This window comes from Rhizobium sp. BK661, from assembly GCF_024808825.1.
In the GTDB taxonomy this organism is placed as follows: domain Bacteria; phylum Pseudomonadota; class Alphaproteobacteria; order Rhizobiales; family Rhizobiaceae; genus Rhizobium.
Genome location: NZ_JANTYT010000006.1, coordinates 191,565 through 218,264, shown reverse-complemented (window position 1 = coordinate 218,264; position 26,700 = coordinate 191,565). Strand labels below are relative to the sequence as shown.

The 26,700-nt window shown below is 59.5% G+C and carries 37 protein-coding genes and 1 pseudogene; 5 read left to right on the top strand and 33 right to left on the bottom strand.

Going from position 1 to position 26,700, the window contains the following annotated elements:
* Window positions 1-86 precede the first annotated feature (86 nt).
* Window positions 87-389, top strand: a complete 303-nt coding sequence (locus FHX16_RS15470) for a DUF1883 domain-containing protein (RefSeq protein WP_016553576.1) — start codon at window positions 87-89, stop codon at window positions 387-389.
* Here FHX16_RS15470 and FHX16_RS15465 read toward each other — a convergent pair whose 3' ends face one another.
* Both FHX16_RS15465 and FHX16_RS15460 read right to left on the bottom strand, forming a co-directional pair.
* Window positions 390-1,706: a replication-associated recombination protein A gene (locus tag FHX16_RS15465; RefSeq protein WP_183859255.1), complete on the bottom strand. Its 1,317-nt coding sequence runs from the start codon at window positions 1,704-1,706 to the stop codon at window positions 390-392.
* Window positions 1,703-3,106, bottom strand: coding sequence for a DegQ family serine endoprotease (locus FHX16_RS15460; RefSeq protein ID WP_183859257.1), 1,404 nt, complete (start codon window positions 3,104-3,106; stop codon window positions 1,703-1,705). Before FHX16_RS15460 ends, FHX16_RS15465 begins: the two co-directional genes overlap by 4 nt.
* Window positions 3,107-3,244: 138 nt before the next feature.
* Here FHX16_RS15460 and FHX16_RS15455 point away from each other — a divergent pair, with 138 nt between their 5' ends.
* A complete protein-coding gene (locus FHX16_RS15455; RefSeq protein ID WP_183859259.1) occupies window positions 3,245-3,634 on the top strand; it encodes a YkvA family protein in 390 nt (129 codons plus the stop codon).
* Between the two features lie 13 nt (window positions 3,635-3,647).
* Window positions 3,648-3,998: a lysozyme inhibitor LprI family protein gene (locus tag FHX16_RS15450; RefSeq protein WP_259129396.1), complete on the top strand. Its 351-nt coding sequence runs from the start codon at window positions 3,648-3,650 to the stop codon at window positions 3,996-3,998.
* Between the two features lie 36 nt (window positions 3,999-4,034).
* Here the strand turns inward: FHX16_RS15450 and ilvD are convergent, their stop codons facing one another.
* Window positions 4,035-5,873: a dihydroxy-acid dehydratase gene (gene ilvD, locus FHX16_RS15445; RefSeq protein WP_183859263.1), complete on the bottom strand. Its 1,839-nt coding sequence runs from the start codon at window positions 5,871-5,873 to the stop codon at window positions 4,035-4,037.
* A 318-nt stretch (window positions 5,874-6,191) separates the two neighbouring features.
* Between ilvD and msrP the strand changes: the two genes are divergently transcribed.
* Both msrP and msrQ read left to right on the top strand, forming a co-directional pair.
* A complete protein-coding gene (msrP, locus tag FHX16_RS15440; protein WP_183859264.1) occupies window positions 6,192-7,139 on the top strand; it encodes a protein-methionine-sulfoxide reductase catalytic subunit MsrP in 948 nt (315 codons plus the stop codon).
* Window positions 7,139-7,795, top strand: coding sequence for a protein-methionine-sulfoxide reductase heme-binding subunit MsrQ (gene msrQ / locus FHX16_RS15435; protein ID WP_259129395.1), 657 nt, complete (start codon window positions 7,139-7,141; stop codon window positions 7,793-7,795). The genes msrP and msrQ overlap by 1 nt, the downstream gene beginning before the upstream one ends.
* Before the next feature lie 54 nt (window positions 7,796-7,849).
* Here the strand turns inward: msrQ and FHX16_RS15430 are convergent.
* The 30 genes and pseudogenes from FHX16_RS15430 to fusA all read right to left on the bottom strand — a co-directional run bounded on the left by FHX16_RS15430 (window position 7,850) and on the right by fusA (window position 26,673).
* A pseudogene (locus FHX16_RS15430) lies at window positions 7,850-8,231 on the bottom strand (VOC family protein).
* Window positions 8,232-8,393: 162 nt separating this feature from the next.
* The gene (rplQ, locus tag FHX16_RS15425) at window positions 8,394-8,819 is read right to left on the bottom strand and encodes a 50S ribosomal protein L17 (RefSeq protein ID WP_183756874.1); all 426 of its coding nucleotides are present in this window, start codon (window positions 8,817-8,819) and stop codon (window positions 8,394-8,396) included.
* 44 nt (window positions 8,820-8,863) lie between these two features.
* Window positions 8,864-9,874, bottom strand: coding sequence for a DNA-directed RNA polymerase subunit alpha (locus FHX16_RS15420; RefSeq protein WP_007787729.1), 1,011 nt, complete (start codon window positions 9,872-9,874; stop codon window positions 8,864-8,866).
* Between the two features lie 100 nt (window positions 9,875-9,974).
* Window positions 9,975-10,364: a 30S ribosomal protein S11 gene (gene rpsK / locus FHX16_RS15415; protein ID WP_003547577.1), complete on the bottom strand. Its 390-nt coding sequence runs from the start codon at window positions 10,362-10,364 to the stop codon at window positions 9,975-9,977.
* A gap of 135 nt (window positions 10,365-10,499) precedes the next feature.
* On the bottom strand, window positions 10,500-10,868 hold the full coding sequence (rpsM, locus tag FHX16_RS15410) for a 30S ribosomal protein S13 (RefSeq protein WP_007531685.1): 369 nt from the start codon (window positions 10,866-10,868) through the stop codon (window positions 10,500-10,502).
* Between the two features lie 224 nt (window positions 10,869-11,092).
* Window positions 11,093-11,743, bottom strand: a complete 651-nt coding sequence (locus FHX16_RS15405) for an adenylate kinase (protein ID WP_259129388.1) — start codon at window positions 11,741-11,743, stop codon at window positions 11,093-11,095.
* Window positions 11,740-13,080, bottom strand: a complete 1,341-nt coding sequence (gene secY, locus FHX16_RS15400) for a preprotein translocase subunit SecY (RefSeq protein ID WP_016553564.1) — start codon at window positions 13,078-13,080, stop codon at window positions 11,740-11,742. Before secY ends, FHX16_RS15405 begins: the two co-directional genes overlap by 4 nt.
* A gap of 239 nt (window positions 13,081-13,319) precedes the next feature.
* Window positions 13,320-13,796, bottom strand: coding sequence for a 50S ribosomal protein L15 (gene rplO, locus FHX16_RS15395; RefSeq protein WP_114712283.1), 477 nt, complete (start codon window positions 13,794-13,796; stop codon window positions 13,320-13,322).
* Window positions 13,797-13,811: 15 nt separating this feature from the next.
* Window positions 13,812-14,021, bottom strand: a complete 210-nt coding sequence (rpmD, locus tag FHX16_RS15390) for a 50S ribosomal protein L30 (protein WP_007531681.1) — start codon at window positions 14,019-14,021, stop codon at window positions 13,812-13,814.
* Between the two features lie 14 nt (window positions 14,022-14,035).
* Entirely contained in the window at window positions 14,036-14,605 is a 570-nt protein-coding gene (rpsE, locus tag FHX16_RS15385) for a 30S ribosomal protein S5 (RefSeq protein ID WP_016553561.1), read from the bottom strand.
* 133 nt (window positions 14,606-14,738) lie between these two features.
* Window positions 14,739-15,101, bottom strand: coding sequence for a 50S ribosomal protein L18 (gene rplR / locus FHX16_RS15380; RefSeq protein WP_037127225.1), 363 nt, complete (start codon window positions 15,099-15,101; stop codon window positions 14,739-14,741).
* A 12-nt stretch (window positions 15,102-15,113) separates the two neighbouring features.
* Window positions 15,114-15,647, bottom strand: coding sequence for a 50S ribosomal protein L6 (gene rplF, locus FHX16_RS15375; protein ID WP_016553559.1), 534 nt, complete (start codon window positions 15,645-15,647; stop codon window positions 15,114-15,116).
* 42 nt (window positions 15,648-15,689) lie between these two features.
* A complete protein-coding gene (gene rpsH, locus FHX16_RS15370; protein ID WP_183756877.1) occupies window positions 15,690-16,088 on the bottom strand; it encodes a 30S ribosomal protein S8 in 399 nt (132 codons plus the stop codon).
* A 12-nt stretch (window positions 16,089-16,100) separates the two neighbouring features.
* Window positions 16,101-16,406, bottom strand: coding sequence for a 30S ribosomal protein S14 (gene rpsN, locus FHX16_RS15365; RefSeq protein ID WP_016553558.1), 306 nt, complete (start codon window positions 16,404-16,406; stop codon window positions 16,101-16,103).
* 32 nt (window positions 16,407-16,438) lie between these two features.
* Window positions 16,439-16,996, bottom strand: a complete 558-nt coding sequence (gene rplE, locus FHX16_RS15360) for a 50S ribosomal protein L5 (protein WP_016553557.1) — start codon at window positions 16,994-16,996, stop codon at window positions 16,439-16,441.
* Window positions 16,996-17,298, bottom strand: a complete 303-nt coding sequence (gene rplX / locus FHX16_RS15355) for a 50S ribosomal protein L24 (RefSeq protein WP_037127218.1) — start codon at window positions 17,296-17,298, stop codon at window positions 16,996-16,998. Before rplX ends, rplE begins: the two co-directional genes overlap by 1 nt.
* Before the next feature lie 12 nt (window positions 17,299-17,310).
* Window positions 17,311-17,679: a 50S ribosomal protein L14 gene (gene rplN / locus FHX16_RS15350; protein ID WP_007787738.1), complete on the bottom strand. Its 369-nt coding sequence runs from the start codon at window positions 17,677-17,679 to the stop codon at window positions 17,311-17,313.
* A 261-nt stretch (window positions 17,680-17,940) separates the two neighbouring features.
* Complete coding sequence (gene rpsQ, locus FHX16_RS15345) at window positions 17,941-18,180, bottom strand: 30S ribosomal protein S17 (RefSeq protein ID WP_007787739.1); 240 nt, start codon at window positions 18,178-18,180, stop codon at window positions 17,941-17,943.
* A gap of 11 nt (window positions 18,181-18,191) precedes the next feature.
* On the bottom strand, window positions 18,192-18,392 hold the full coding sequence (rpmC, locus tag FHX16_RS15340) for a 50S ribosomal protein L29 (protein ID WP_007531673.1): 201 nt from the start codon (window positions 18,390-18,392) through the stop codon (window positions 18,192-18,194).
* Between the two features lie 12 nt (window positions 18,393-18,404).
* A complete protein-coding gene (gene rplP / locus FHX16_RS15335; protein ID WP_003573792.1) occupies window positions 18,405-18,818 on the bottom strand; it encodes a 50S ribosomal protein L16 in 414 nt (137 codons plus the stop codon).
* A gap of 36 nt (window positions 18,819-18,854) precedes the next feature.
* On the bottom strand, window positions 18,855-19,574 hold the full coding sequence (gene rpsC / locus FHX16_RS15330; protein WP_007531669.1) for a 30S ribosomal protein S3: 720 nt from the start codon (window positions 19,572-19,574) through the stop codon (window positions 18,855-18,857).
* Window positions 19,574-19,963, bottom strand: coding sequence for a 50S ribosomal protein L22 (gene rplV / locus FHX16_RS15325; protein WP_018857110.1), 390 nt, complete (start codon window positions 19,961-19,963; stop codon window positions 19,574-19,576). Before rplV ends, rpsC begins: the two co-directional genes overlap by 1 nt.
* A 2-nt stretch (window positions 19,964-19,965) precedes the next feature.
* On the bottom strand, window positions 19,966-20,244 hold the full coding sequence (gene rpsS, locus FHX16_RS15320) for a 30S ribosomal protein S19 (protein WP_007531666.1): 279 nt from the start codon (window positions 20,242-20,244) through the stop codon (window positions 19,966-19,968).
* A 15-nt stretch (window positions 20,245-20,259) separates the two neighbouring features.
* Window positions 20,260-21,096, bottom strand: a complete 837-nt coding sequence (gene rplB, locus FHX16_RS15315; RefSeq protein WP_183756878.1) for a 50S ribosomal protein L2 — start codon at window positions 21,094-21,096, stop codon at window positions 20,260-20,262.
* Between the two features lie 11 nt (window positions 21,097-21,107).
* Window positions 21,108-21,401, bottom strand: coding sequence for a 50S ribosomal protein L23 (locus FHX16_RS15310; protein ID WP_016553551.1), 294 nt, complete (start codon window positions 21,399-21,401; stop codon window positions 21,108-21,110).
* Window positions 21,398-22,018, bottom strand: a complete 621-nt coding sequence (rplD, locus tag FHX16_RS15305) for a 50S ribosomal protein L4 (protein WP_016553550.1) — start codon at window positions 22,016-22,018, stop codon at window positions 21,398-21,400. Before rplD ends, FHX16_RS15310 begins: the two co-directional genes overlap by 4 nt.
* Before the next feature lie 13 nt (window positions 22,019-22,031).
* Complete coding sequence (rplC, locus tag FHX16_RS15300) at window positions 22,032-22,673, bottom strand: 50S ribosomal protein L3 (RefSeq protein ID WP_183756879.1); 642 nt, start codon at window positions 22,671-22,673, stop codon at window positions 22,032-22,034.
* A gap of 34 nt (window positions 22,674-22,707) precedes the next feature.
* Window positions 22,708-23,016: a 30S ribosomal protein S10 gene (rpsJ, locus tag FHX16_RS15295; RefSeq protein ID WP_003547547.1), complete on the bottom strand. Its 309-nt coding sequence runs from the start codon at window positions 23,014-23,016 to the stop codon at window positions 22,708-22,710.
* 311 nt (window positions 23,017-23,327) lie between these two features.
* On the bottom strand, window positions 23,328-24,503 hold the full coding sequence (gene tuf, locus FHX16_RS15290) for an elongation factor Tu (protein ID WP_016558834.1): 1,176 nt from the start codon (window positions 24,501-24,503) through the stop codon (window positions 23,328-23,330).
* Between the two features lie 70 nt (window positions 24,504-24,573).
* The gene (gene fusA, locus FHX16_RS15285) at window positions 24,574-26,673 is read right to left on the bottom strand and encodes an elongation factor G (protein ID WP_114712282.1); all 2,100 of its coding nucleotides are present in this window, start codon (window positions 26,671-26,673) and stop codon (window positions 24,574-24,576) included.
* Window positions 26,674-26,700: the final 27 nt, after the last annotated feature.

The following is a 26,700-nucleotide window of genomic DNA, read 5'->3' as shown; positions in this document are numbered from 1 at the left end:
GGCTGCTGGCTCGCCGCAAGACGGCAAACGCTTCCTTAACTGCAATGGCCTATGGTGCAGGCAGAGACGAGCCACGCCACAGACCGATGCCGAAACCGAATTTCCGCTTTACCCACTACGATCTGAATGAACAGCGCGCCGGGACGATCATCGAGGTGACGTTGAACGCCGTTGCGAACGTGCGCCTGATGACGGCGCCGAACTATCAGCGCTTTACCGAAGTCCTCGACTTCAAATATGTGGGCGGTGTCGCGCGGAAATCTCCCATCCGCCTTTCCATTCCCGATAGCGGCCACTGGCATCTCGTCGTGGACATGGAAGGCCATCACGGCCTGGCGGAATCGGCCGTAAAGCTCGTCGCGCCTGCGGGGCAGATGCGCGCTTCCTGATCAGCGCTGATTGCGCTCTTTCCTGAGCTTCGCCCACCATTCAAGCCGCTTGCGGATATCCCGTTCGAAACCGCGCTCCGGCGGATCGTAAAAGGTCTGCCGGCCCATCTTCTCCGGGAAATAGTCCTGGCCGGAAAAGGCGTCCGGTTCATCGTGATCGTAGCGATAGCCCTCGCCGTAACCTTCCCCCTTCATCAGCTTCGTGGGGGCGTTCAGAATATGCTTCGGCGGCAGGAGCGACCCATTCTGCTTGGCAGCCATCGTCGCAGCCTTGAAGGCCGTGTAGACCGCGTTCGACTTCGGCGCGGTTGCCAGATAAACGCACGCCTGCGCCAACGCCAGCTCGCCCTCGGGCGAGCCGAGGTAGTCATAGGCATCCTTCGCGGCATTGCAGATCACTAGCGCTTGCGGATCGGCAAGGCCGATGTCCTCGACCGCCATGCGGACGAGACGCCTCCCGAGGTAAAGCGGATCTTCGCCCGCGTCGAACATGCGAGCGAGATAGTAGAGCGCGGCGTCGGGGTCGGAACCGCGAACAGACTTGTGCAGTGCTGAAATGAGATTGTAGTGGCCATCCTGGGCCTTGTCATAGACGGGCGCGCGGCGCTGTACGATCCGCGTCAGGCCCTCGGTGTCGAAGGTTTCTGTCTCTCGCGCAGCGCGCCATACCTCCTCGGCAAGCGTCAGCACGGCGCGACCATCCCCGTCTGCCATTCGCAGCAGACTTGCCCGCGCATCGTCCGTCAGCGGCAGCGCTTTTCCTTCCGCCGCCTCTGCGCGCTTCAGCAACTCCAGGAGACTGTCATCGTCATGCGACTTGAAGGTCAGCACACGTGCGCGCGACAGCAACGCCGCGTTCAGTTCGAAAGAGGGATTCTCGGTCGTCGCGCCGACGAGGATGACGGTGCCGTCTTCCATTACCGGAAGGAAGCTGTCCTGCTGTGCCCTGTTGAAGCGATGGATCTCGTCGACGAAGAGGAGCGTCTGCCGGCCGTCCATCCGACGCAAACGCGCCGCCTCGAATACCTTCTTGAGGTCCGCCACACCGGAAAAGATCGCCGATATCTGCTCGAACGCCAGGCCGGCTTCACCCGACAGCAACCGGGCAACGGTCGTCTTGCCGGTTCCGGGCGGTCCCCAGAAAATCATCGAGCCTAGCGAACCGCTCTCGATCATCCGCCGCAACACGCCGTCCTCTCCGGTCAAATGCTCCTGACCAGTGACCTCCGAAAGCGAACGTGGCCGCAGGCGATCTGCGAGAGGCCGCCGATTGGCGACCTCTTCAGGAATACGGGGTGCAAAGAGGTCATCGCTCATCGGAAGAACTGTCGGATGCGCTGACCATCGCGCTCGATCTCAACGCGCCAGAAGTTGGGATCTTCGTCGGCGATCGCCGCGAGTTCCTTGGTGGTCTTCACTTCCGCACCATTGATCGAAATGATGATGTCCTTGGGCTCAAAGCCGAGACGGGCAGCAAGGGAGTCCTCCGTGACTTCGGAAACCACAACGCCGGTCGATTCCGAGGGCATGCGCAGTTCGTCCGCGACGCGAGGCGACAGGTTTTCGACCACGGCGCCGGTAAAGGGCGTACGGCCGCCAATCGTGCGCTGATCGCGCGGGGCGGTCTCAGGGGCTCTGTCGAGCGCAAGGGCGATTTGTTGCTCGCGGCCGTTCTCCACCACAGTCAATTGCACCGATTTGCCGAGACCGGCTGTCGTCAGGCGATAGAGAAGCGCGTCCGGGTGCTCGACCGGAATGCCATCGACGGCGGACACGATCTGCCCTGCCTTCAATCCGGCCTTTGCCGCCGGGCTGCCGTCTGTCACCTTGACGATGAGGGCGCCGCGCGCCTTGTTGAGCCCGAGCGCTTCGGCAACCTCGGATGTCACCGCATCGAACGTGGCGCCGACATAAGGCCGCTCAAACGACTTCACGCCGGCATCGGCCGAGGCGAGGAATACCTTGACGAGATTGGCAGGAATCGCAAAGCCGATACCGTTTGAGCCGCCACCGCGCGAGAAGATCGCCGTGTTGATGCCGATCAGCTCGCCCTTCATGTTCATCAGCGCGCCGCCGGAATTGCCGGGGTTGATCGACGCGTCAGTCTGGATGAAGAAGCCGAACTCGTTCTTCACGACCTGGTTGCGCGCCAGGGCCGAAACAATACCGCTCGTGACTGTCTGGCCGACGCCAAATGGGTTGCCAATCGCCAGCACCAGATCACCGACCTCGACGGCATCGGAATTACCAAGCTGGAGCGTCGGGAAGGTTTCCTTCGTATCGACCTTGAGAACGGCGAGGTCGACCCGGTCGTCTCTCAAGACGACCTTGCATGGAAACTCGCGTCCGTCGGAGAGCGCGATCTTGATATCATCTGCGCCTTCCACGACGTGGTTGTTGGTAACGATCGTGCCGTTCGCCTCAACGATGACGCCCGATCCCAGTGACGATTGCTTCTCGCTGCGGTTCGGCATCTGCTGGCCGAAGAACTGCTCGAAGAAGGGATCGCCGGCAAAGGGAGATTGTCGGCGCACCGTCTTCTCGGCATAAACGTTCACCACAGCCCCGGCTGTCTGCTTGACGAGCGGCGCAAAGGAAAGCTGCATTTCCATCTGGCTCTGCGGCACGGTCTTCGCGGTTTGAGCGTTGGCGGAAACCGGTAGCGCGATCACCAGAGCCAGGAAAGGCAGGGCTGCGCGCTTCAACAGGTCATGCATGGGTATTCCTTCTGAAATTCTCTTGTGAAGACGTTGTAGCGCCGGACGCTAGAAAGGAAAGAGGGCGGAAGCATGGAAGAATGAGGCAGCTCACGAACTGCTGAACGCAGTTGCCAAATTGATTCAGGAACGGCTGGTATGCATCTGATATCAAAGCTCAAAGCATGGGCAAAGTCACTGAAGCGTGACATCGTTGCGCTGTGGCTTGCCGCGCGCGACCCACGTGTCCCTTGGCCTGCCAAGGCTGTCGCCGGTGCGGTCGCGGCCTACGCCCTTTCGCCGGTCGATCTGATCCCCGATTTCATACCTGTGCTCGGATATCTCGATGATCTGGTGATCGTGCCGCTTGGCATCATGCTGGCCCTTCGCCTCGTTCCAGCTGATGTCATGGAGGACCTGCGCACAAGGGCGGCAGCGCGCCTCGACCGGCCGTCGAGCCGCCTCGGCTTGATCTTTATCCTTGCCCTATGGGCATGCTGCATCATCTTCGTCGTGACGGCTTTCTCCAGCCGGATACTCAACAAATAGGAACCGATGCATAATGAAATCTCGCAAGCTCCCACTCGCAATTGCCGCCCTTGCCCTACTGACGCTGCCGTGTGCGGCGCAGGCCGCGAGTTTCGATTGCAATGCGAAAGAGCTGAAGCCGGATGAGAAAGCGATCTGCGAGAACCGCGCATTGAACGACGCTGATGTGAAGATGGTCACGACCTTTGACCTGCTGTCGGGACTGATGGCGATGGGCTCGCGCGGCACCCTGCAGGACGAACAAACAGCCTGGCTGACGAAGCGTCAGGAATGCGGCTCAGACGCTGCCTGCATCAAGGCCGCCTACGACGAGCGCCTGAAGCAGCTGGACGAGACCTACAAAAAAATAAACCGGCCGCTTTAACGGCCGGTTCATGTCTCGATATTTTTTATCCGGGGCTTAGCGGTTGCCAAGGTCGCGAACGGCGCCGCGGTCGGCGCTGGTGGCAAAAGCAGCATACGCCTTCAACGCAGTCGTGACGTTGCGTTTGCGCTGTTCGGCCGGATGCCAACCCTTCTCCTCCTGCTCGGCCCGGCGGTTCGCCAGTTCCTTGTCATCGACGCGCAGGCTGATGATGCGGTTCGGGATGTCGATGTCGATCATATCGCCTCCGCGAACCAGACCGATCGTGCCGCCGTTCGCCGCTTCAGGCGAAACGTGGCCGATCGAGAGACCGGAGGTGCCGCCCGAGAAGCGACCGTCGGTGATCAGCGCGCAGGCCTTGCCGAGGCCCTTCGACTTCAGGTAGCTCGTCGGATAGAGCATTTCCTGCATGCCGGGACCGCCCTTCGGGCCTTCGTAGCGGATGACGACGACATCGCCAGCGACGACTTCGTTCGACAGGATCGCCTTCACGGCAGCATCCTGGCTCTCATAGACCTTGGCCGGGCCGGAGAATTTCAGGATGGATTCATCGACGCCTGCGGTCTTCACAATGCAGCCGTCGAGCGCCAGATTGCCCTTCAGAACGGCAAGTCCGCCGTCCTTGGAGAAGGGATGCTCGACGGAACGGATGACGCCCTTTTCGCGGTCGGTATCCAGTTCGTCCCAACGCGCTTCCTGGCTGAAGGCAACCTGGGTCGGGATGCCGCCGGGGGCCGCGCGGTAAAACTTGCGGACCGTTTCGCTGGTGGTGCGGGTGATATCCCAACGGTCGATCGCATCGCCGAGAGTTTCGGCATGGACGGTCGGGCAGTCGCGGTTAAGAAGGCCGCCCTTATCGAGCTCGCCCAGGATCGACATGATGCCGCCAGCGCGATGAACGTCTTCCATGTGGACGTCACTCTTTGCCGGGGCGACCTTGGAGAGGCACGGAACGCGACGCGACAGCCCGTCGATGTCGGCCATCGTAAAGTCGATCTCGCCTTCGTGTGCGGCCGCCAGGATGTGCAGGACGGTATTCGTCGAGCCACCCATGGCGATGTCGAGAGCCATGGCATTCTCGAACGCCTGCTTGGAGGCGATCGTGCGCGGCAGGGCCTTGACGTCGTCCTGCTCGTAGTAACGGCGGGCGAGATCAACGATCAGGTGACCGGCTTCCACGAACAGACGCTTGCGATCGGCGTGCGTTGCCAGCGTCGAGCCGTTGCCGGGCAGCGACAGCCCGAGCGCTTCGGTTAGGCAGTTCATCGAATTGGCGGTGAACATGCCCGAGCACGAGCCGCAGGTCGGACAGGCAGAGCGTTCGATGACCTTGACGTCCTCGTCGCTGACCTTGTCGTCGGCAGCGGCAACCATGGCATCGACGAGATCGAGCGCATGGGTCTTGCCGTTCAGCACGACCTTCCCGGCTTCCATCGGACCGCCGGAGACAAAGACCGTCGGGATGTTGAGGCGCAGCGAGGCCATCAGCATGCCGGGCGTGATCTTGTCACAGTTCGATATGCAGACCATGGCGTCTGCGCAGTGGGCGTTGACCATATACTCGACGCTGTCGGCGATCAGTTCGCGCGAGGGCAGCGAATAGAGCATGCCGTCATGGCCCATCGCGATACCGTCGTCGACGGCGATCGTGTTGAATTCCTTGGCAACACCACCGGCGGCTTCGATTTCGCGGGCCACGAGCTGGCCGAGATCCTTCAGGTGGACGTGACCGGGCACGAACTGGGTGAAGGAGTTCACCACCGCAATAATCGGCTTGCCGAAGTCCGAATCCTTCATGCCCGTTGCGCGCCAAAGGCCGCGCGCACCCGCCATATTGCGGCCGTGGGTCGTGGTTCTGGAACGATAAGCTGGCATTGGTGTATTCCTTGCGTGTCGGAAATCGTCGGCGATGCGGGACGCTGAAGCCTCCAGGCTATCGCTGCTTTTGCAATCGTCGTAATGCAAACGGTGTTGGCTGTCACTACCGGGAAGGCCGAAACCGGTACGCCTGCGCTGCCGGGTGCATCGACCATATACGGTCGGAACAGTGGTTTTGTTACAGACTATTCCATCAAACAGCGTACACAAAAAGTTGGCTTTCCGCAGCCAGGCCAGTAGGCATAAACAATGATCCAAAGACGCATTCGATGCGTTGAAGGTTTATACCGAGCTCTCGTGCTCAGGAGGTTTCCGATGCCAGCCTATCGTCCCCCCAAGATCGCCTCCTCGGAGATTACACCGCAGCAGGTTTATCTGAAGCGTCGCGAGTTCCTCGGCGCTGCAACACTAGGCGCCATGGCGCTTTACGGCGCCGGGAAGGCCAGCGCTGCGGCACTATCGGTCATCGACAGCAAATATACGGTTGACGAGAAGGCGACGCCGCTCAAGGACGTGACGACCTACAACAACTTCTATGAATTTGGTCTCGATAAGGGTGATCCGTCCGCGCTCTCCGGCGACTTCAAGCCGCTGCCCTGGACAATCAAGGTCGACGGCATGGTCAACAAGCCGGGCACGTTCGATATCGAAGCGCTGATGAAGGAATTCCCGATCGAGAACCGCACCTATCGGATGCGCTGCGTCGAGGCGTGGTCGATGGTCATTCCGTGGGACGGCTTCCCGCTCGCTTCTCTACTCAACAAGGTGGAACCGCTCGGGAGCGCAAAGTACGTCGCCTTCGAAACCGTCGTACGCCCAGACGAGATGCCGGGGCAGAAGGGCATCTTCCAATCGCTCGACTGGCCTTATGTCGAGGGCCTGCGGCTCGACGAGGCTCGCCACCCGCTGACGCTGCTCGCCGTCGGTCTTTACGGCCAAACGCTGCCAAACCAGAACGGTGCGCCGATCCGCTTGGTCGTGCCGTGGAAATACGGCTTCAAGGGCATCAAGTCGATCGTTCGGATCACGCTCACTGACAAGGAGCCGAAGAACACCTGGCAGGTGACCAATTCGCAAGAATACGGCTTCTACGCCAACGTCAATCCGGAGGTCGATCACCCGCGTTGGAGCCAGGCGAGCGAACGGCGCATCGGCGAAAGCGGCTTCTTTGGTGCGAGCCGCCACCCCACGCTGCCGTTCAACGGATACGCCGACGAGGTCGCAAGCCTCTATAGCGGCATGGATCTGCGGAAGAACTTCTGATGGCAGGTTTTTCGTTCAGTCTTCCAAAGCGCTGGCAGTCGGCCTCTGTCTGGGCTCTCTACTCTCTCGGACTGCTGCCTGCCGCCTGGACCTTCTATCTCGGCGCCACCGATCAGCTTGGCGCTGACCCGGTGAAGACTTTCGAACTGTTCCTCGGCCTCTGGACGATCCGCTTCCTCATCCTGACGCTGACCGTCTCGCCCGCGCGCGACCTGCTCGGATGGAACTACCTTCGCTATCGCCGCGCTCTAGGACTTCTGACCTTCTACTACGCCCTGATGCACTTCACGGTCTACATGGTGCTCGACCAGGCACTCGATTTCTCTGCGGTCGTGAACGATGTGCTAAAGCGGCCCTTCATCATGTTCGGCATGGCCGGGCTTGCCTTGCTCGTTCCGCTCGCGGTGACGTCCAACAACTTCTCGATCCGTCGCCTCGGCCTGAACTGGGTGCGGCTGCACCGCCTCGTCTACATCATCGCCGCCGCTGGTGCCGTGCATTTCGGGCTTTCGACGAAGATCCTCGACCTCGAGCAGTACGTCTACGTCGGCCTGATCATCGTGCTGATCCTCTACCGATCATGGCGACCGATCGCGCGCAGCCGCAAACGCGGTCAGGGACGCGAACGCACCCGGGCAGCGGCAACCATCTCGTGATCTTCCACAGGGCTGCGGCAAGGATCGCCCTCGAGGCGCCGGGCCAGCAACCAGTTAGACGTCCGTGGCTGGCTGATTGATCATCCCTTCGATGTTGTAACCGTCGGGATCGAGGACGAAGCAGGCGTAGTAGTCGGGCGTGTACTGCGGTCTTGGGCCGGGGCCACCGTTGTCCTTGGCGCCGGCCTCAAGTGCAGCCTGGTAGAAAGCGTCAACTTCCGCCTTGTTGCGTGCACGGAAGGCCACGTGCAGGCGCGTAAAGGGTGGCGGCGTGTCTGCCTCCTGGATCTCAAACAGCCCACCGTCGCCAACATCGAAGGACCAAAACGCGCCCTCCTTCCCGAATGAGAGCTTGTGGCCCAATGGGACAAGAGCTTGTTCGTAGAACAACTTGCTCTTTCAGATCACTAACGGCAATGGTTATGTGGTCGATCACTTTGCACGCTCTTCGAGACGCTGACAGCGACGGCGACGGCGACGGCGACGGCGACGGCGAGCCTAACCCTGATGCGAAATTCATTCAACAGACGCGCGACCACAAACGAAAACAGCCGGGCTTTGCAGCCCGGCTGTTTTGCTTCCGGCGAACCGAAAAGGATTAAGCGGCTTCAGCTGCTGCAGCTTCGGCTTCAACGCGAGCCTTGTCGGCTGCGCCCTTGGCGTAGGTGTCGCGATCAACGAACTCAACGACTGCGAGAGCAGCGTTGTCGCCCTGGCGGAAGCCAGCCTTCATGATACGCAGGTAGCCGCCGTTGCGGGTTGCGTAGCGCGAAGCGATCGCGTCGAAGAGCTTCGCAACGACAGCGGCGTCGCGGATCTGCGAGATCGCCTGACGACGAGCGTGCAGGTCGCCGCGCTTGCCGAGGGTGACGAGCTTTTCAACGATCGGGCGGATTTCCTTTGCCTTCGGCAGGGTCGTCACGATCTGCTCATGCGTGATGAGCGAAGCCGCCATGTTGGCAAACATTGCCTTACGGTGGCTAGCGGTTCTGTTCAGCTTGCGGCCGGCTTTACCGTGGCGCATTGCTATTCTCCTTCACTTGCAGGCATCCGCCTGCCGTTTGAATGTTAGTACTGGTCTTCGTAACGCTTGGCGAGATCTTCGATGTTCTCGGGCGGCCATGCCGGCACTTCCATGCCGAGGTGCAGGCCCATGGAAGCGAGAACTTCCTTGATTTCGTTCAGCGACTTGCGACCAAAATTCGGTGTGCGGAGCATTTCTGCTTCGGTCTTCTGAATGAGGTCGCCGATGTAGACGATGTTGTCGTTCTTCAGGCAGTTTGCCGAGCGAACAGACAGTTCGAGTTCGTCCACCTTCTTGAGGAGCGCCGGGTTGAAAGCGAGTTCGGTGACTGCTTCCTCTTCGGTTTCCTTCTGCGGCTCGTCGAAGTTGACGAACACGCCAAGCTGATCCTGCAGGATGCGAGCCGCGAAAGCGACGGCATCTTCGCCGGAGATCGAACCGTCGGTTTCGATCGTCATGTTCAGCTTGTCGTAGTCGAGAACCTGTCCTTCGCGGGTATTTTCAACCTTGTAGGACACCTTCTTGACCGGCGAATAAAGGCTGTCGACCGGGATGAGACCGATCGGAGCATCTTCCGCGCGATTGCGGTCGGCCGGAACGTAGCCCTTGCCGTTGTTGACGGTGAATTCCATACGGATTTCGGCGCCCTCGTCGAGCGTGCAGATGACATGCTCGGGGTTGAGGATTTCGATATCACCGACGGTCTGGATGTCGCCAGCCGTTACAACGCCCGGGCCCTGCTTGCGCACGACCATGCGCTTTGCGTCATCGCCATCCATCTTGATGGCGATTTCCTTGATGTTGAGGACGATGTCCGTGACGTCTTCGCGGACGCCCGGGATCGACGAGAACTCATGCAGCACGCCATCGATCTGCACGGCCGTCACTGCGGCACCGCGCAGCGAGGACAGCAGAACGCGGCGCAGCGCGTTGCCGAGGGTGAGGCCGAAACCGCGCTCCAGCGGCTCTGCTACGAGCGTCGCCTTGGTGCGCGAGCTCGAAGAGAACTCGACCTTGTTCGGCTTGATCAATTCCTGCCAGTTTTTCTGAATCATATTTTTGCCTTCCGTTCGTTACCACCATCCAATCGTGGCAACCGAGCTTGAGAAGCACCGGGAGCGAAAAGCCGCTCACCGGTGTTGTGAATGGCGATGATCAGACGCGGCGCTTCTTGCGCGGGCGGCAACCATTGTGCGGGATCGGCGTCACGTCGCGGATGGACGTGATCATGAAACCGGCAGCCTGGAGCGCGCGCAGAGCGGATTCACGACCCGAACCCGGACCGCAAACTTCAACTTCCAGCGACTTCATGCCATGTTCCTGAGCCTTCTTGGCGCAGTCTTCAGCAGCGATCTGAGCAGCGAACGGGGTCGACTTGCGCGAGCCCTTGAAGCCCTTGGCGCCAGCAGACGACCAAGCAATCGCATTGCCCTGTGCGTCGGTGATCGTGATCATCGTGTTGTTGAAGGTCGAGTTGACGTGAGCTACGCCAGACGAAATGTTTTTACGTTCGCGACGGCGAACGCGTACGGCTTCCTTGGCCATTTAATATCCCTTTCTTGGATCTCTGCACCGCCGTAATGCCAGCGGCTACACCGGAACGAGACCTTGCGGCCCTGCCCGAAACTCAAAAGAGGCCGGCGCAGACCGCCAGCCCCCTCACCTCCGGTTTCCCGGAAATTACTTCTTCTTACCAGCGATAGCCTTTGCCGGGCCCTTGCGGGTACGAGCATTGGTATGCGTGCGCTGACCGCGGACCGGAAGGCCACGGCGATGACGCAGGCCGCGGTAGCAACCGAGGTCCATCAGGCGCTTGATGTTCATCGAGGTCTCGCGACGCAGGTCACCTTCGACCTGATAATCACGGTCGATGGTTTCGCGAATCTGCAGGACTTCGGAGTCCGTCAGCTGATGGACGCGCTTGTCAGCCGGCAGGCCAACCTTTTCCATGATTTCCTGCGCGAATTTCGGACCGATCCCGTGGATATACGTCAGCGCGATTACAACGCGCTTTGCAGTCGGGATGTTGACGCCAGCGATACGTGCCACGCCTATTCTCCTTGCGTTCCAGTTGCCATCCGGCAAGTGGTGTCTCGTTACACGGCCTTGGATGGCCGCAATTACAATTCAGGTTCTCAACAAGTCAAAACGATCGAACCCGGAGTTCCCTTGGGAAGTCCGCGCCGATCGCATGAGATATCGCGAGTTGGCGCGGTGTTTAGCGGAATCAGCGCTTAAAAGCAACCGCTTCCGCCAAGTTTATTTCCAAAGCCCTAAAGCTTCGAAAGAATGGCTTCGATCTCGTTCGTGACGTGATCGATGTCCGCCATGCCGTCCACCGACTTCAACTTGCCCTTGGCATAGTAGTAGCCGATCAGCGGCGAGGTTTCCTTGTAGTATGCCTGGAGGCGCGTGACGACCGTTTCGCGGTTGTCATCCGGGCGGCGCTTGAAATGCGTCGAACCACAGCGATCACAGACAGCGTCTACCTTCGGCTTCACATTGGTATCGTGATAGCCGGTGCCGCAATTGGCGCAGGTGTAGCGGCCGGATACCCGATCGGCCAGCACCTTGTCGTCGACCTGGATCTCGATCACTGTCGAGAGCTCGAGCCCCTTGCCCTTCAGCATGCTTTCCGTCGCGTCGGCCTGAACCAACGTGCGCGGATAGCCGTCAAGAATAAAGCCCTTGGCGCAGTCTGGAGCGTCGAGACGCTCGGAAACGATGGCATTGACGATCTCATCCGAGACAAGCTTGCCAGCGTCCATGACGGCCTTCGCACGCTTGCCTACTTCCGTGCCTGCCGCAACGGCTGCGCGGAGCATGTCGCCCGTGGAAAGTTGCGGAATTCCGTACTTCTCCACGATCCGCTGAGCCTGGGTCCCCTTACCCGCGCCCGGCGGCCCTAACAGTATGAGTCTCATCGCCCCCTCTTTCCTCCGCGCAACTTCGATTTCTTGATCAGACCTTCGTACTGCTGTGCGATCAGATGACCCTGAATCTGTGCCACCGTATCGAGAGTTACGCTAACCACGATCAAGAGAGAAGTGCCACCCAGGGACAACGGAATGCCCGTTTGCGACACAAGAATTTCCGGCAGGATGCACACGAAGACGAGGTAAATCGCGCCAATCACCGTAATGCGGGTCAGCACGTAATCGATGTATTCGGCAGTCCGCTCGCCCGGACGGATGCCCGGAATGAAGCCCCCATGCTTCTTCAGATTGTCGGCGGTGTCCTTCGGATTGAAGACGATAGCCGTGTAGAAGAAGGCGAAAAACGCGATCAACAGGCCGTAGAGCAGCATGTAGAGCGGCTGGCCATGGCCGAGCGCGGCCACGATCGAGGTTGCCCATGCAGGCAATGATGTGGTGTTGGCGAAGCCCGCGAGCGTCGCCGGCAGCAGCAGCAACGAGGACGAGAAGATCGCCGGGATGACGCCCGAGGTGTTGAGCTTCAGCGGCAGATGCGAGGTATCGCCCTGGAACATCCGATTGCCGACCTGGCGCTTCGGATACTGGATCAGCAGGCGCCGCTGTGCACGCTCGACAAAAACGATGATGGCGATGACAGCAATCGCAATGATGATCACAGCGAGAATCAGTGTCGTCGACAGAGCGCCGGTGCGGCCAAGTTCCAGTGTACCGGCGAGAGCCTGCGGAAGGCCTGCAGCGATACCGGCGAAGATGATCAGCGAAATACCGTTGCCGATACCGCGCGAGGTGATCTGCTCGCCGAGCCACATCAGGAACATCGTGCCGCCGAGCAGCGTGACAACCGTCGAAATGCGGAAGAAGATGCCCGGATCAACGACGAGGCCGTTGCCGCTCTCAAGGCCGACGGAAATGCCGTAGGCCTGCAGAGCACCGAGCAGCACCGTGCCGTAGCGGGTGTACTGGTTGATGATCTTGCGACCCTGCTCGCCTTCCTTCTTCAGGTTCTCGAGCGCCGGGACGACCGACGTCATCAGCTGCACGATGATCGAAGCGGAAATGTAAGGCATGATGCCGAGCGCAAAGATTGCCATGCGCTGCACGGCGCCGCCCGAGAACATGTTGAAGAGGCCGAGAATGCCGCCTGCCTGGCCACGGAAGGCCTGGGCATAAGCTTCTGGATTGAGCCCGGGGAGCGGAATGTGGGTACCGAGCCGGTAGACGAGGAGAGCTGCCAGTGTGAACCACAGGCGCTTCTTGAGATCCTCGGCTTTGGCGAAGGTCGAGAAATTGAGGTTGGAAGCCAACTGTTCCGCTGCAGACGCCATGCGATTCTCCGCGCTACCGATTTCGGGCTCTAGCCAAGCGAGGTGCAGGACCCGGAATCAGCATTCTGAATTATTCAAAAGCGGGCTTCGGACGGATTGCGAACGCAACCTATGCCTCACCCTTGTGTTCGTTCCTACCGTTTATGACGCACGTGCGTCCAGCCGGTTTTTGTGAGGCTCACATATGGGAGCAAAATCGCCCGGTGTGAAGCACCCCGGGCGACTTATCATAGCATTAATTATTCAGCCGTTGCTGCGGCAGAAAGAAGCGTGACGGAGCCGCCAGCCTTTTCGATCTTTTCGATCGCCGGCTTGGAAGCGCCAGCAACTTCAAACTTGACCTTTGCCTTCAGCTCGCCGTCGGCGAGAACGCGAACGCCGTCCTTGACGCGACGGATAACGCCGGCAGCCTTGAGAGCTGCCGCATCAACCGTGGACTTGCCGTCGAGCTTGCCAGCGTCGATCGCAGCCTGAACACGCTCCAGCGACACGACGACGAAGTCGGCCTTGAAGATGTTGTTGAAGCCGCGCTTCGGCAGGCGACGGTAGATTGGCATCTGGCCGCCTTCGAAACCGTTGATGGCGACGCCGGAACGGGACTTCTGACCCTTGACACCGCGACCACCGGTCTTGCCCGAGCCCGAACCAATACCGCGGCCGAGGCGCTTGCGGCTGTGGGTCGAACCTTCGTTGTCTTTGATTTCATTGAGTTTCATAGCGAATCTCCCGGCTTACTTCTCGTCGACGACGCGAACGAGATGCTGGACGGCACGGATCATGCCACGAACGGAAGGGGTATCTTCCAGCGTGCGGCGACGGTGCATCTTGTTGAGTCCGAGGCCGATCAGCGTGCGCTGCTGGACATCCGGACGACGAATCGGGCTGCCGATCTGTTCGACAGTAACCGTCTTCGCTTCAGTCTTCTTGGTAGCCTTAGCCATCTGTCAGACTCCTCTTATTCTTCAGAGGCATTGCCAGAAGCGGCACGGCGAGCCTGGAGCGTTGCATACTTGATGCCGCGCTGAGCTGCGATGTCCTTCGGGTGAACCTGGTGCTTCAGAGCGTCGAAGGTAGCGCGAACCATGTTGTATGGGTTCGAGGAACCGGTCGACTTGGCGACAACGTCGTGAACGCCGAGCGTTTCGAAAACGGCGCGCATCGGACCACCGGCGATGATACCGGTACCGACCTTGGCCGAACGAAGCAGAACCTTGCCGGCGCCATGGCGGCCATGAACGTCGTGATGCAGCGTACGGCCGTCACGCAGCGGTACGAAGATCAGTTCGCGCTTGGCAGCTTCAGTCGCCTTACGGATTGCTTCCGGCACTTCACGTGCCTTGCCGTGACCGAAGCCAACGCGGCCCTTCTGGTCACCAACGACGACGAGAGCGGCGAAACCGAAACGGCGGCCACCCTTAACAACCTTAGCAACGCGGTTGATCGCGACCAGCTTGTCGACGAACTCGCTATCGCGTTCCTCACGGTTCTGGCGATCGTCGCGAGAACCTCTTCTTTCCTGTGCCATTGTCCTTTTCCTTTTTCTTTTGCGGGTGGAACGGCAAACAAAACGAAGACCGCATCAACCTCTCCTTAGGAAGAGTGTTTGCGGTCCGGTGAACATCCGGCCGGAAGCCTGAAGCCCCGGCCGGAAATCTTAATCAGAAGGACAGACCGCCTTCGCGAGCCGCATCGGCCAGAGCCTTGATGCGGCCATGGTAGATGAAGGCGCCGCGGTCGAATACGACCTCGTTGACGCCTGCCTTCTTTGCGCGCTCTGCAACGAGCTTGCCTACGAGGGCAGCTGCTGCGGTGTCAGCACCGGTCTTCAGAGAACCGCGCAGGTCCTTGTCGAGAGTCGAGGCGGACGCAAGCGTCTTACCAGCGACATCGTCGATGACCTGAACATAAATGTTCTTCGAGGAGCGATGAACCGACAGGCGCGGACGGCCATTGGCCACCGACTTGAGGTGACGGCGCACGCGGTTGGCACGACGTGCAAGTGCTTCTTTCCTGCTAGCCATTTCGCGTGATCCTTACTTCTTCTTGCCTTCTTTGCGGACAATCCGCTCTTCGGCATACTTGACGCCCTTGCCCTTGTAAGGCTCAGGACCGCGGTATTCGCGGATTTCAGCGGCAACCTGGCCGACCTGCTGCTTGTTGATGCCGGTGACGACGATTTCCGTCGGCTTCGGCACAGCGATCGTAATGCCCTGCGGCGGCTCGTAAACAACGTCATGGCTGAAGCCGAGTGCCAGCTGCAGGTTCTTGCCCTGGAGCGACGCGCGGTAACCGACGCCGTTGATTTCGAGCTTGCGCTCAAAGCCGTCCTTAACGCCCTTGAAGATGTTCTCGATCATCGTGCGGGACATGCCCCACTTTGCACGAGCATTCTTCGTCTGGGTGAGCGGCGTTACGACAACCGCATTGTTTTCGAGCTTCACGCCGACTTCGTCATTTGCGACGAAGAACAGCTCGCCCTTCGGGCCCTTAGCGGTAACCTTCTGGCCATCGACCGTAGCCGTGATCCCAGCAGGCACCTGAACGGGCTTTTTACCGATACGAGACATGTTTCAATCCTGTCTGTTCGCTATGGAGATCCTTGCTCAGCCTTAGAAGACCGAGCAAAGAACCTCGCCACCAACGTTCTGTTCGCGAGCCTGGTGATCGGCCATCACGCCCTTCGGGGTCGAAAGGATGGTGATGCCGAGGCCGTTCGCGACCTGCGGAATGGACTTGACCGAGACATAAACCCGGCGGCCCGGCTTGGACACACGGCCGATCTCACGGATCACCGATGCGCCTTCATAGTACTTCAGCTCGATGTTGAGCTCCGACTTGCCATTGCCGAAATCGACAAGGGAATAGCCACGGATGTAGCCTTCGGACTGCAGAACATCGAGAACGCGTGCACGGAGCTTCGAAGCAGGCGTCGAAACCGACGACTTGCGGCGAGAAGCACCGTTGCGGATGCGAGTGAGCATATCGCCCAACGGATCAGTCATTGTCATCTAACCTGCTCCTTACCAGCTCGACTTGACGATGCCCGGCACCTTGCCGAGATTGCCGAGTTCACGCAGCGCGATACGCGACATGCGCAGTTTGCGGTAGTATGCGCGCGGACGGCCCGATACTTCGCAACGGTTGCGAATGCGGGTCTTGGATCCATCGCGCGGCAGGGATGCCAGCTTGATCGAGGCCTTGAACCGGTCTTCGATCGGAAGAGCCTGGTTCATGATGATCGCCTTCAGAGCTGCGCGCTTGGCAGCCTGGTTAGCGACCGTGGTACGGCGGCGCTTGTTCTTTTCAACTGCGCTTGTCTTCGCCATGTGCGGTTCCTTTTCTACGCTCGTCGTTACGGTTACTGACGGAACGGGAAGTTGAACTCTGTCAAGAGAGCCCGCGCTTCGTCGTCCTTCGTTGCCGTCGTGCAAACGATGATGTCCATGCCCCACATCTGATCAACCTTGTCGTAGTTGATCTCAGGGAACACAATGTGCTCCTTGATGCCCATGGCGAAGTTGCCACGGCCGTCAAAGCTTTTCGGGTTCAGGCCGCGGAAGTCGCGAACGCGCGGAAGCGCGATGTTCACGAGACGGTCCAGGAACTCGTACATGCGAGCGCCGCGCAGGGTAACCTTTGCGCCGATCGGCATCTGCTCACGGACCTTGAAGCCCGCGATGGAGTTGCGTGCACGGGTGATGACCGGCTTCTGACCAGCGATAGCGGCCAGGTCAGCTGCAGCAACAGTCGGCTTCTTCGAATCAGCCGTTGCTTCACCAACACCCATGTTGATTACGATCTTGTCGAGCTTCGGGATCATCATTTCGTTGGCGTAGGAGAACTTCTCCTGCATCGCCGCACGAATGCGCTCGACATATTCCTTCTTGAGCCGCGGCTCGTACTTTGCGTCAGCCATCAGATCACCTCACCGGAACGCTTGGCCACACGGACCTTTTTGCCGTCAACAACCTTGAAACCGACGCGGGTCGGCTTGCCGTCCTTGTCGACGATCGCAACGTTGGACAGGTGAACAGCAGCTTCCTTGCTGATGATGCCGGCTTCCTGGCTCTGCGTCTGGCGCTGATGGCGCTTTACGACGTTGATGCCACGAACAACGGCACGATCTTCCTTGGGCAGAACCTGGAGGACTTCGCCAGTGCGGCCCTTGTCCTTGCCTGCGAGCATGACGACCTTGTCGCCCTTACGAATCTTTTGCATCGTTCGCGCTCCTTACAGTACTTCGGGAGCCAGCGAGATGATCTTCATGTGGTTCTTGGCGCGAAGTTCGCGCGGAACCGGTCCGAAGATACGGGTGCCGATCGGCTCTTTCTTGTTGTCGATGAGGACTGCTGCATTCGTGTCGAAGCGGATGATGGAACCATCAACGCGACGGATTTCCTTGGCGGTACGAACGACCACCGCCTTCATCACGTCACCCTTCTTCACGCGGCCGCGCGGGATCGCTTCCTTGATCGAAACGACGATAACGTCGCCGATCCCGGCATACTTGCGCTTCGAGCCGCCCAGCACCTTGATGCACATGACACGACGTGCGCCGGAATTATCCGCCACGTCGAGGTTTGTTTGCATCTGAATCATATCAGGTCGCCTTTTTGGTTTACCGGAATGGTTGGGCTCAGAGCCCCCTTCCCCGGCTTATGAAAATTGTCAGCCGGCCGCTTGCCACGAGGGCAGGCGAAAACACGGCATAGCTTGAATAGCGCGGGATCGATCGTGCCAGGGTGGTTTCCCCAATGGGACCTTCCGTGCGCTCAAAGCAAAAGAACGCTCGACGAACGAGCGTTCTGACGCTGCTTCATACAGATATTTCCGCGAGACGCAAGGCCTCGCGCAAAAATCTTACTTGGCCTGGGCGGAAACGACCGTCCAACGCTTGTCCTTGGAGATCGGCGCGCATTCCTCGATGGATACGGTATCGCCGATCTTGTACTGATTGTTTTCGTCGTGGGCCTTGTACTTCTTGGAACGACGAACGGTCTTCTGGAGCAGCGGGTGAGCGAAACGACGCTCAACGCGAACTACGACAGTCTTCTCGTTCTTGTCGCCAACGACAACGCCCTGCAGAATGCGCTTCGGCATGATGTTTTCCTTTACGCCTTTGCTTCTGCCGCCTTCTGGCGGGCAATGGTTTTCACGCGGGCGATGTCCTTGCGGACTTCGTTGATGCGCGAGGACTTTTCCAGCTGACCGGTTGCCTTCTGGAAGCGCAGGTTGAACTGCTCCTTCTTCAGGTCGGCGAGCTTGTCCTTGAGCTGGTCGGCCGTGAGGCCGCGTACTTCTTCGGCTTTCATCTGCCTTGCTCCTTACTCTGCAATGCGCTGAACGAAGCGCGTCTTGACCGAGAGCTTGGCAGAGCCGAGGCGAAGCGCTTCACGAGCGATTTCTTCGCTGACGCCGTCGATTTCGAACATCATACGGCCTGGCTTGACCTTGCATGCCCAGTATTCGACAGAGCCCTTGCCCTTACCCATACGGACTTCGGTCGGCTTTGCGGTTACCGGAACATCCGGGAACACGCGGATCCATACACGGCCGGCGCGCTTCATGTAGCGCGTGATCGCGCGGCGGGCCGCTTCGATCTCGCGTGCATTGACGCGGTTCGGCTCTTGAGCCTTAAGGCCGAATTCACCGAAGGCCAGGTCAGAACCACCCTTGGCGACGCCCTTGATGCGGCCCTTGAATTGCTTGCGGTACTTGGTACGCTTTGGCTGCAACATTTTCTTATTCTCCGAACTTATCTGCCACCAACGCTATTAAGCGTTGTCGCGGCGACGATCGCGATCACGGCTTGCCGGACCCTGAGCGTCACCCTCGAGTGCGCGGCGCTCGGAGGCCATCGGATCGTGCTCAAGGATTTCGCCCTTGAAGATCCAAACCTTGATGCCGCAGATGCCAAAAGCGGTTTCCGCTTCAGCTGTGCCGTAGTCGATGTCAGCGCGCAGCGTGTGCAGCGGAACGCGACCTTCGCGGTACCATTCCGTACGAGCGATTTCAGCACCGCCGAGACGGCCTGCGCAGGTGATCTTGATGCCTTCGGCGCCAAGACGCATTGCAGACTGAACGGCACGCTTCATGGCGCGACGGAAAGCAACACGACGCTCAAGCTGCTGAGCGATCGACTGTGCGACGAGCGTAGCGTCGACTTCCGGCTTGCGAACTTCAACGATGTTGAGGTGCGTCTCGGAATTCGTCATCTCCGACAGCTTCTTGCGGAGCTTGTCGATGTCTGCGCCCTTCTTGCCGATGATCAGGCCCGGACGAGCCGAGTGGATCGTAACGCGGCACTTCTTGTGCGGACGCTCGATGACCACCTTGGCGATACCAGCCTGCTTCAGTTCGCTCATGACGAACTTGCGCATCTTCAGGTCTTCGTGCAGCAGCTGACCGTACTCGGCATTGTCCGCGAACCAGCGGCTATCCCAGGTACGGTTGATGCCAAGACGGAAACCGATTGGATTAATTTTCTGACCCATTATGCGGCCTCCTCTTGTGCCTGCACTTCGCGGACAACGATCGTCAGGTGCGCAAACGGCCTCTCGATGCGAGAAGCGCGGCCGCGGCCACGAGCGTGGAAACGCTTCATGACGATCGACTTGCCGACATAGGCTTCGGCGACGACCAGGGAGTCGACGTCGAGGTCGTGGTTGTTCTCGGCGTTGGCGATCGCAGATTCAAGCGTCTTCTTGACGGCGCCTGCGATGCGCTTGCGGGAGAATTCCAGCTCAGCGAGTGCACGATCGACCTTCTTGCCACGGATAACCGCGGCAACGAGGTTGAGCTTCTGTGGGCTGACGCGGAGCGTGCGGGCGACTGCTTGCGCCTCGTTGTCCTTCAGCCGGCGTTCGGCTTTTGCCTTGCCCATTGTTACTTCCTCTTTGCCTTCTTGTCCGCACCGTGACCGTAGTAGGTCCGGGTCGGAGAGAATTCACCGAATTTGTGACCGACCATGTCTTCATTGACGCTGACCGGAACATGCTTGCTGCCGTTGTAGACGCCGAAGGTGAGACCGACGAACTGCGGCAGGATCGTGGAGCGACGGCTCCAGATCTTGATTACTTCTGCACGTCCGCCTTCACGAACCTTCTCAGCCTTCTTGAGAAGATAGCCGTCAACGAACGGACCTTTCCATACTGAACGAGCCATTGGAGACTTCCTCTCTTACTTCTTACGCTGATGACGCGAGCGCATGATCATCTTGTCGGTCGACTTGTTCGACCGCGTGCGCTTGCCCTTGGTCGGCTTGCCCCACGGAGTAACCGGGTGACGACCACCAGAGGTACGGCCTTCACCACCGCCGTGCGGATGGTCAACAGGGTTCATGACAACACCGCGGTTATGCGGACGCTTGCCGCGCCAAACCGTACGACCGGCCTTGCCGTCGTTGATGTTGGCATGGTCAGGGTTCGAAACCGCACCGATCGAAGCAAGGCAGGAGCCAGGAACGAGGCGCTGTTCGCCGGAGTTCAGGCGAAGGATCGCCAGACCCGCGTCGCGACCGACGAGCTGTGCGTAACCGCCAGCCGAACGTGCGATCTGACCACCCTTGCCCGGCTTCATTTCCACGTTGTGGATGATGGAGCCGACCGGGATGTACTGCAGCGGCATGGTGTTGCCGGGCTTCACGTCGACAGCCTTCTCCGAGGAGATGACCTTGTCGCCGGCAGCAAGGCGCTGCGGAGCGAGGATGTAGGCCTGTTCGCCGTCGGCGTAGGATACGAGCGCGATGAACGCGGTGCGGTTCGGATCGTATTCGATACGCTCGACCGTGCCTTCGACGTCGAACTTGCGACGCTTGAAGTCGATCAGACGATAGGTACGCTTGTGACCGCCGCCGATGAAGCGGGCAGTGATACGGCCGAGGTTGTTACGACCGCCGCTCTTGGTCAGACCTTCCGTCAGCGCCTTGACCGGCTTGCCCTTATAGAGGCCGGAACGGTCGACGATGACCAGCTGACGCTGGCTCGGGGTCGTAGGATTGAATGTTTTCAATGCCATTGTTTAATTCCTCAGAGACCGGTGGAGACGTCGATCGTCTGGCCTTCAGCCAGCGTCACGACAGCCTTCTTCACGTCCTGCTGCTTGCCGACAAAACCCTTAAAACGCTTGGTCTTGCCCTTGCGGAGCAGCGTGTTGACGGCCGTGACCTTGACGCCGAAGAGCGCCTCGACTGCAGCCTTGATTTCCGGCTTCGACGCCTTCTTGGCGACATTGAAAACAACCTGGTTGTTTTCCGATACCAGCGTGGACTTTTCGGTGATCGCCGGCGAGACGATCACATCATAGTGGCGAAGGTCGGTCACTTGAAACGCTCCTCTAGAGCTTCAACGGCAGCCTTGGAAAGCACGAGCTTGCCGCGGCGCACGATGTCATAAACGTTGATGCCCTGGATCGGCAGAACATCGATGTTCGGGATGTTCTGTGCTGCGAGCTTGAAGTTGCCATCAAGTTCAGCGCCGCCGATGAAGAGCGCGTTGGTCAGGCCGAGCGTCTCGAAAGTCGATGCCAGTGCCTTGGTCTTTGCTTCTGCAGCAACCAGGCTGTCGATGATGATGACATCGTCGGACTTCAGCTTGGCCGAGAGGGCGTGACGCAGGCCGAGAGCGCGAACCTTCTTCGGAAGGTCGTGTTCGTGGCTGCGAGCGACCGGGCCGTGAGCCTTACCACCGCCGCGGAACTGCGGAGCGCGTGCCGAATGGTGACGAGCGCGGCCCGTACCCTTCTGCTTGTACATCTTGGCGCCGGTGCGCGAAACGTCCGCGCGGCCCTTTGCCTGGTGCGTGCCCTGCTGCTTCTTGGCAAGCTGCCAGCGAATAACGCGGGCGAGAATGTCTTCGCGGGGCTCAAGGCCGAAAATCGCGTCAGAAAGAGAAACCTTCCCTGCGTCTTTTCCCTCGAGGGTCTTGACGTTGAATTCCATTGGTCCGGCTCCCTTACTTCGCTGCCGACTTGACGGCATCGCGCACGATGATCCAGGCACCCTTGGAACCGGGTACTGCACCCTTGATCAGGATTAGACCACGATCTTCGTCGGTCGAAACCACTTCAAGGTTCTGAGTCGTTACGCGCGTCTGGCCCATGTGACCAGCCATCTTCTTGTTCTTGAAAACCCTGCCCGGGTCCTGGCGCTGACCGGTAGAACCGTGCGAGCGGTGCGAAACCGAGTTACCGTGAGTGGCGCGGCCACCGGCGAAATTGTGACGCTTCATAACGCCGGCAAAGCCCTTACCGATCGTCGTACCCGTCACATCGACGAGCTGACCAGCGGCGAAGTGACCAGCCTTAAGCTCGGTGCCAACCTCGAGGAGATTGTCTTCCGTGACGCGGAATTCCGTCAGCTTGGCCTTCGGCTCAACGTTGGCAACAGCAAAGTTACCACGCATTGCCTTCGACGTATTCTTGACCTTTACCGTGCCAGCACCGAGCTGGACTGCGGCGTAGCCGTTCTTTTCGACAGTGCGCTGGGCCACAACCTGGCAGCCATCCAGACGCAGTACTGTTACCGGGACATGTTCGCCAGCGTCGTTGTAGACGCGGGTCATGCCCACCTTCTGTGCAATCACACCTGAACGCATCGGTTCAATCCTTCCAAATCCGCTCGAGCAAGGCTCAGAGCTTGATCTCAACATCGACACCGGCGGCGAGATCGAGCTTCATCAGCGCGTCTACCGTCTGCGGGGTCGGATCTACGATGTCGAGGAGGCGCTTATGAGTGCGCATCTCGAACTGCTCGCGGCTCTTCTTGTCGATGTGTGGGGACCGGTTGACCGTAAACTTCTCGATGCGAGTCGGAAGCGGAACGGGGCCCCGGACGCTTGCGCCGGTGCGCTTCGCCGTCGACACGATCTCGCGCGTCGAAGCGTCGAGAATGCGGTGATCGAACGCCTTCAGGCGAATGCGGATATTTTGGCCGTTCATTCGACGTTATCCTTGTGTTTGTTATCCCGTGCGCCTTTTGGGTAGGCACGGGCTGTTCTTATTCCTAAGGCGGACCACCGGTTTCAAAGATCGAGAGAGGCTCCGGGTTACCGTGCCCCTATCCAGTCTTCAGGCCTTTCGGCCCACCTTATTGTTTGCTGTAGTCACCCGCTTCAACGAGCGAAGCAGGGCGCAAATAGCGCTCGCGCGCCATGTGCAACATTTTCTTGTAATAAGCAAGCGGCCAAAGCCACTTGCTTCATAATATTGTCATCGAAGCGGCCACCCGGTTGAGGTGGCCGCAGCGAAGCTTACTCGACGATCGAAGCGACGATGCCGGCGCCGACGGTACGGCCGCCTTCGCGGATCGCGAAGCGCAGCTTCTCTTCCATCGCGATCGGAACGATCAGCTCGACGGCAACCGTGACGTTGTCGCCAGGCATAACCATTTCCGTGCCTTCCGGAAGCGAAACAATGCCGGTCACGTCAGTCGTACGGAAGTAGAACTGCGGACGGTAGTTCGTGAAAAACGGCGTATGACGGCCGCCTTCTTCCTTCGTCAGGATGTAGGCTTCTGCCATGAACTTCTTGTGCGGCTTGACAGAGCCCGGCTTGCACAGGATCTGACCACGCTCAACGCCGTCACGGTTCACACCGCGAACCAGAGCGCCGATGTTGTCGCCAGCCTGGCCCTGGTCGAGCAGCTTGCGGAACATTTCAACGCCGGTAACCGTCGTCTTCGAGGTCGGGCGGATGCCGACGATTTCGACTTCTTCGCCAACCTTGACGATGCCACGCTCGACGCGGCCGGTCACAACCGTACCACGGCCCGAGATCGAGAACACGTCTTCGATCGGCATCAGGAACGGCTGGTCGATCGGACGCTCAGGCGTCGGGATGTAGGCGTCAACAGCAGCCATCAGCTCGCGGATCGCGTCTTCGCCGATCTTCTTGTCAGAGTCTTCCAGAGCAGCAAGAGCCGAGCCCTTGATGACCGGAATGTCGTCGCCCGGGAAGTCGTAGGACGACAGCAGTTCGCGAACTTCCAGTTCGACGAGCTCGAGGAGCTCGGCGTCGTCAACCTGGTCAACCTTGTTGAGGAACACGACGATCGCCGGAACGCCAACCTGACGAGCGAGCAGGATGTGCTCGCGGGTCTGCGGCATCGGGCCGTCAGCAGCCGAGCAAACCAGGATCGCGCCGTCCATCTGAGCGGCACCGGTGATCATGTTCTTGACGTAGTCGGCGTGGCCGGGGCAGTCAACGTGAGCATAGTGACGGTTCGGGGTCTCGTACTCGACGTGTGCCGTCGAAATGGTGATGCCGCGCGCCTTTTCTTCCGGAGCAGCGTCGATCTGGTCGTACGCCTTGAACTCGCCGAAGTACTTCGTGATCGCTGCCGTCAGAGACGTCTTGCCGTGGTCAACGTGGCCGATCGTGCCGATGTTAACGTGCGGCTTGTTGCGCTCAAACTTACTCTTTGCCATGTGGGCTCTCCACTCTTTTTAAGGTCCCCTGAGGGATCTAATTCTTGTTATCGGTCAATTGGTATTCCGGTCACTTCTGACCGGAATACTTTGCCTGGATTTCAGTTGCGACGTTCGACGGAACCGGCGCGTAGTGATCGAAGGTCATCGTGTACTGAGCACGGCCCTGCGACATGGAGCGCAGGTTATCGACGTACTTGAACATGTTCGCCAGCGGAACGTTGGCGTTGATGACAACGGCCACGCCGCGGCTTTCCTGGCCCTGGATCTGACCACGGCGGGAGTTCAGGTCGCCGATGACGTCGCCGACGTAATCTTCCGGCGTTACCACTTCGACCTTCATCATCGGCTCGAGGAGCTGAGCGCCGGCCTTCTTGGCTGCTTCACGGAAGCAGGCACGTGAAGCGATTTCGAACGCCAGTACCGACGAGTCAACGTCGTGGAAAGCACCGTCAACGAGCGTCGCCTTGACGCCGAGCATCGGGAAGCCTGCGAGCGGACCGGAAGACAGAACGCTTTCGATACCCTTCTGAACGCCCGGGATGTATTCCTTCGGAACAGCACCACCGACGATCTTGGATTCGAACTTGAAGTCTTCGCCATCCGGGTTCGGTTCGAAGACGATCTTGACGCGAGCGAACTGACCGGTACCACCGGACTGCTTCTTGTGCGTGTAGTCTTCTTCGTGCTGACGCGTGATGGTTTCGCGGTAGGCAACCTGCGGCGCGCCGACAGTTGCTTCAACCTTGAACTCGCGACGCATGCGGTCGACGATGATATCGAGGTGAAGTTCGCCCATGCCGGCGATGATCGTCTGGCCAGATTCCTGGTCAGTCTTCACGCGGAAGGACGGATCTTCAGCAGCCAGCCGGTTGAGCGCGAGGCCCATCTTTTCTTGGTCGCCCTTGGTCTTCGGCTCGATAGCGATCTGGATAACCGGCTCCGGGAATTCCATGCGCTCGAGAACGACCGGCTTCAGCGGATCGCAGAGCGTATCGCCCGTGGTGGTTTCCTTGAGACCGGCGAGAGCAACGATGTCGCCCGCGAAGGCTTCTTCGATGTCTTCACGCGAGTTCGAGTGCATCTGCAGCATGCGGCCGACGCGCTCGCGCTTGTCCTTGACCGTGTTCATGACCGACGCGCCCTTTTCGAGCTTGCCCGAGTAGATACGGGCGAAGGTCAGCGAGCCGACGAAGGGGTCGTTCATGATCTTGAAAGCGAGCATCGAAAGCGGCTCGTTGTCATCGGCATGACGCTCGATCTCGGCTTCGGTCTTGAAGTCGATGCCCTTGATCGCCGGAATGTCGAGCGGCGACGGCAGGTAGTCGACAACCGCGTCGAGAAGCGGCTGAACGCCCTTGTTCTTGAAGGCGGTGCCGCAGAACATCGGATGGAACTTCACGTCGATCGTGCCGCGGCGAACGAGCGCGCGGATCTGATCGTTGTCGGGAAGGTTGCCTTCCAGGTAGGCTTCGGTCGCGGCTTCGTCGATCTCGACAACGGTCTCGATCAGCTTTTCGCGATACTCTTCAGCCTTCGCCTTCATGTCATCGGGGATTTCGACGACGTCCCACTGGGCGCCGAGCGATTCGTCGCGCCAGACGAGAGCATTCATCTCGATCAGGTCGATAACGCCCTTGAACTCGGTTTCGGCGCCGATCGGCAGCTGCATGACGACAGCCGTTGCGCCGAGACGGGTCTTGATCATCTCGACGGAGCGGTAGAAGTCTGCGCCGGTCTTGTCCATCTTGTTGCAGAAGATCATGCGCGGAACGTTGTACTTCTCAGCCTGACGCCAGACGGTTTCCGTCTGCGGCTCTACGCCTGCGTTGGCGTCGAGAAGAGCAATCGCACCGTCGAGAACGCGCAACGAACGCTCGACTTCGATGGTGAAGTCGACGTGGCCGGGGGTGTCGATGATGTTGAAGCGGCGCATCTTGCCGTCACGGCCCTTCCAGAAGGTCGTGGTGGCGGCGGAGGTGATCGTGATGCCACGCTCCTGCTCCTGCTCCATCCAGTCCATCGTGGCTGCGCCATCGTGGACTTCACCGATCTTGTGCGACTTGCCGGTGTAATAAAGGATACGCTCGGTGGTCGTGGTCTTGCCGGCGTCGATGTGCGCCATGATACCGAAATTTCGGTAGTCTTCGATTTTATATTCGCGAGCCATTGTGGACTGCCTTTCGAACCCGTTCGG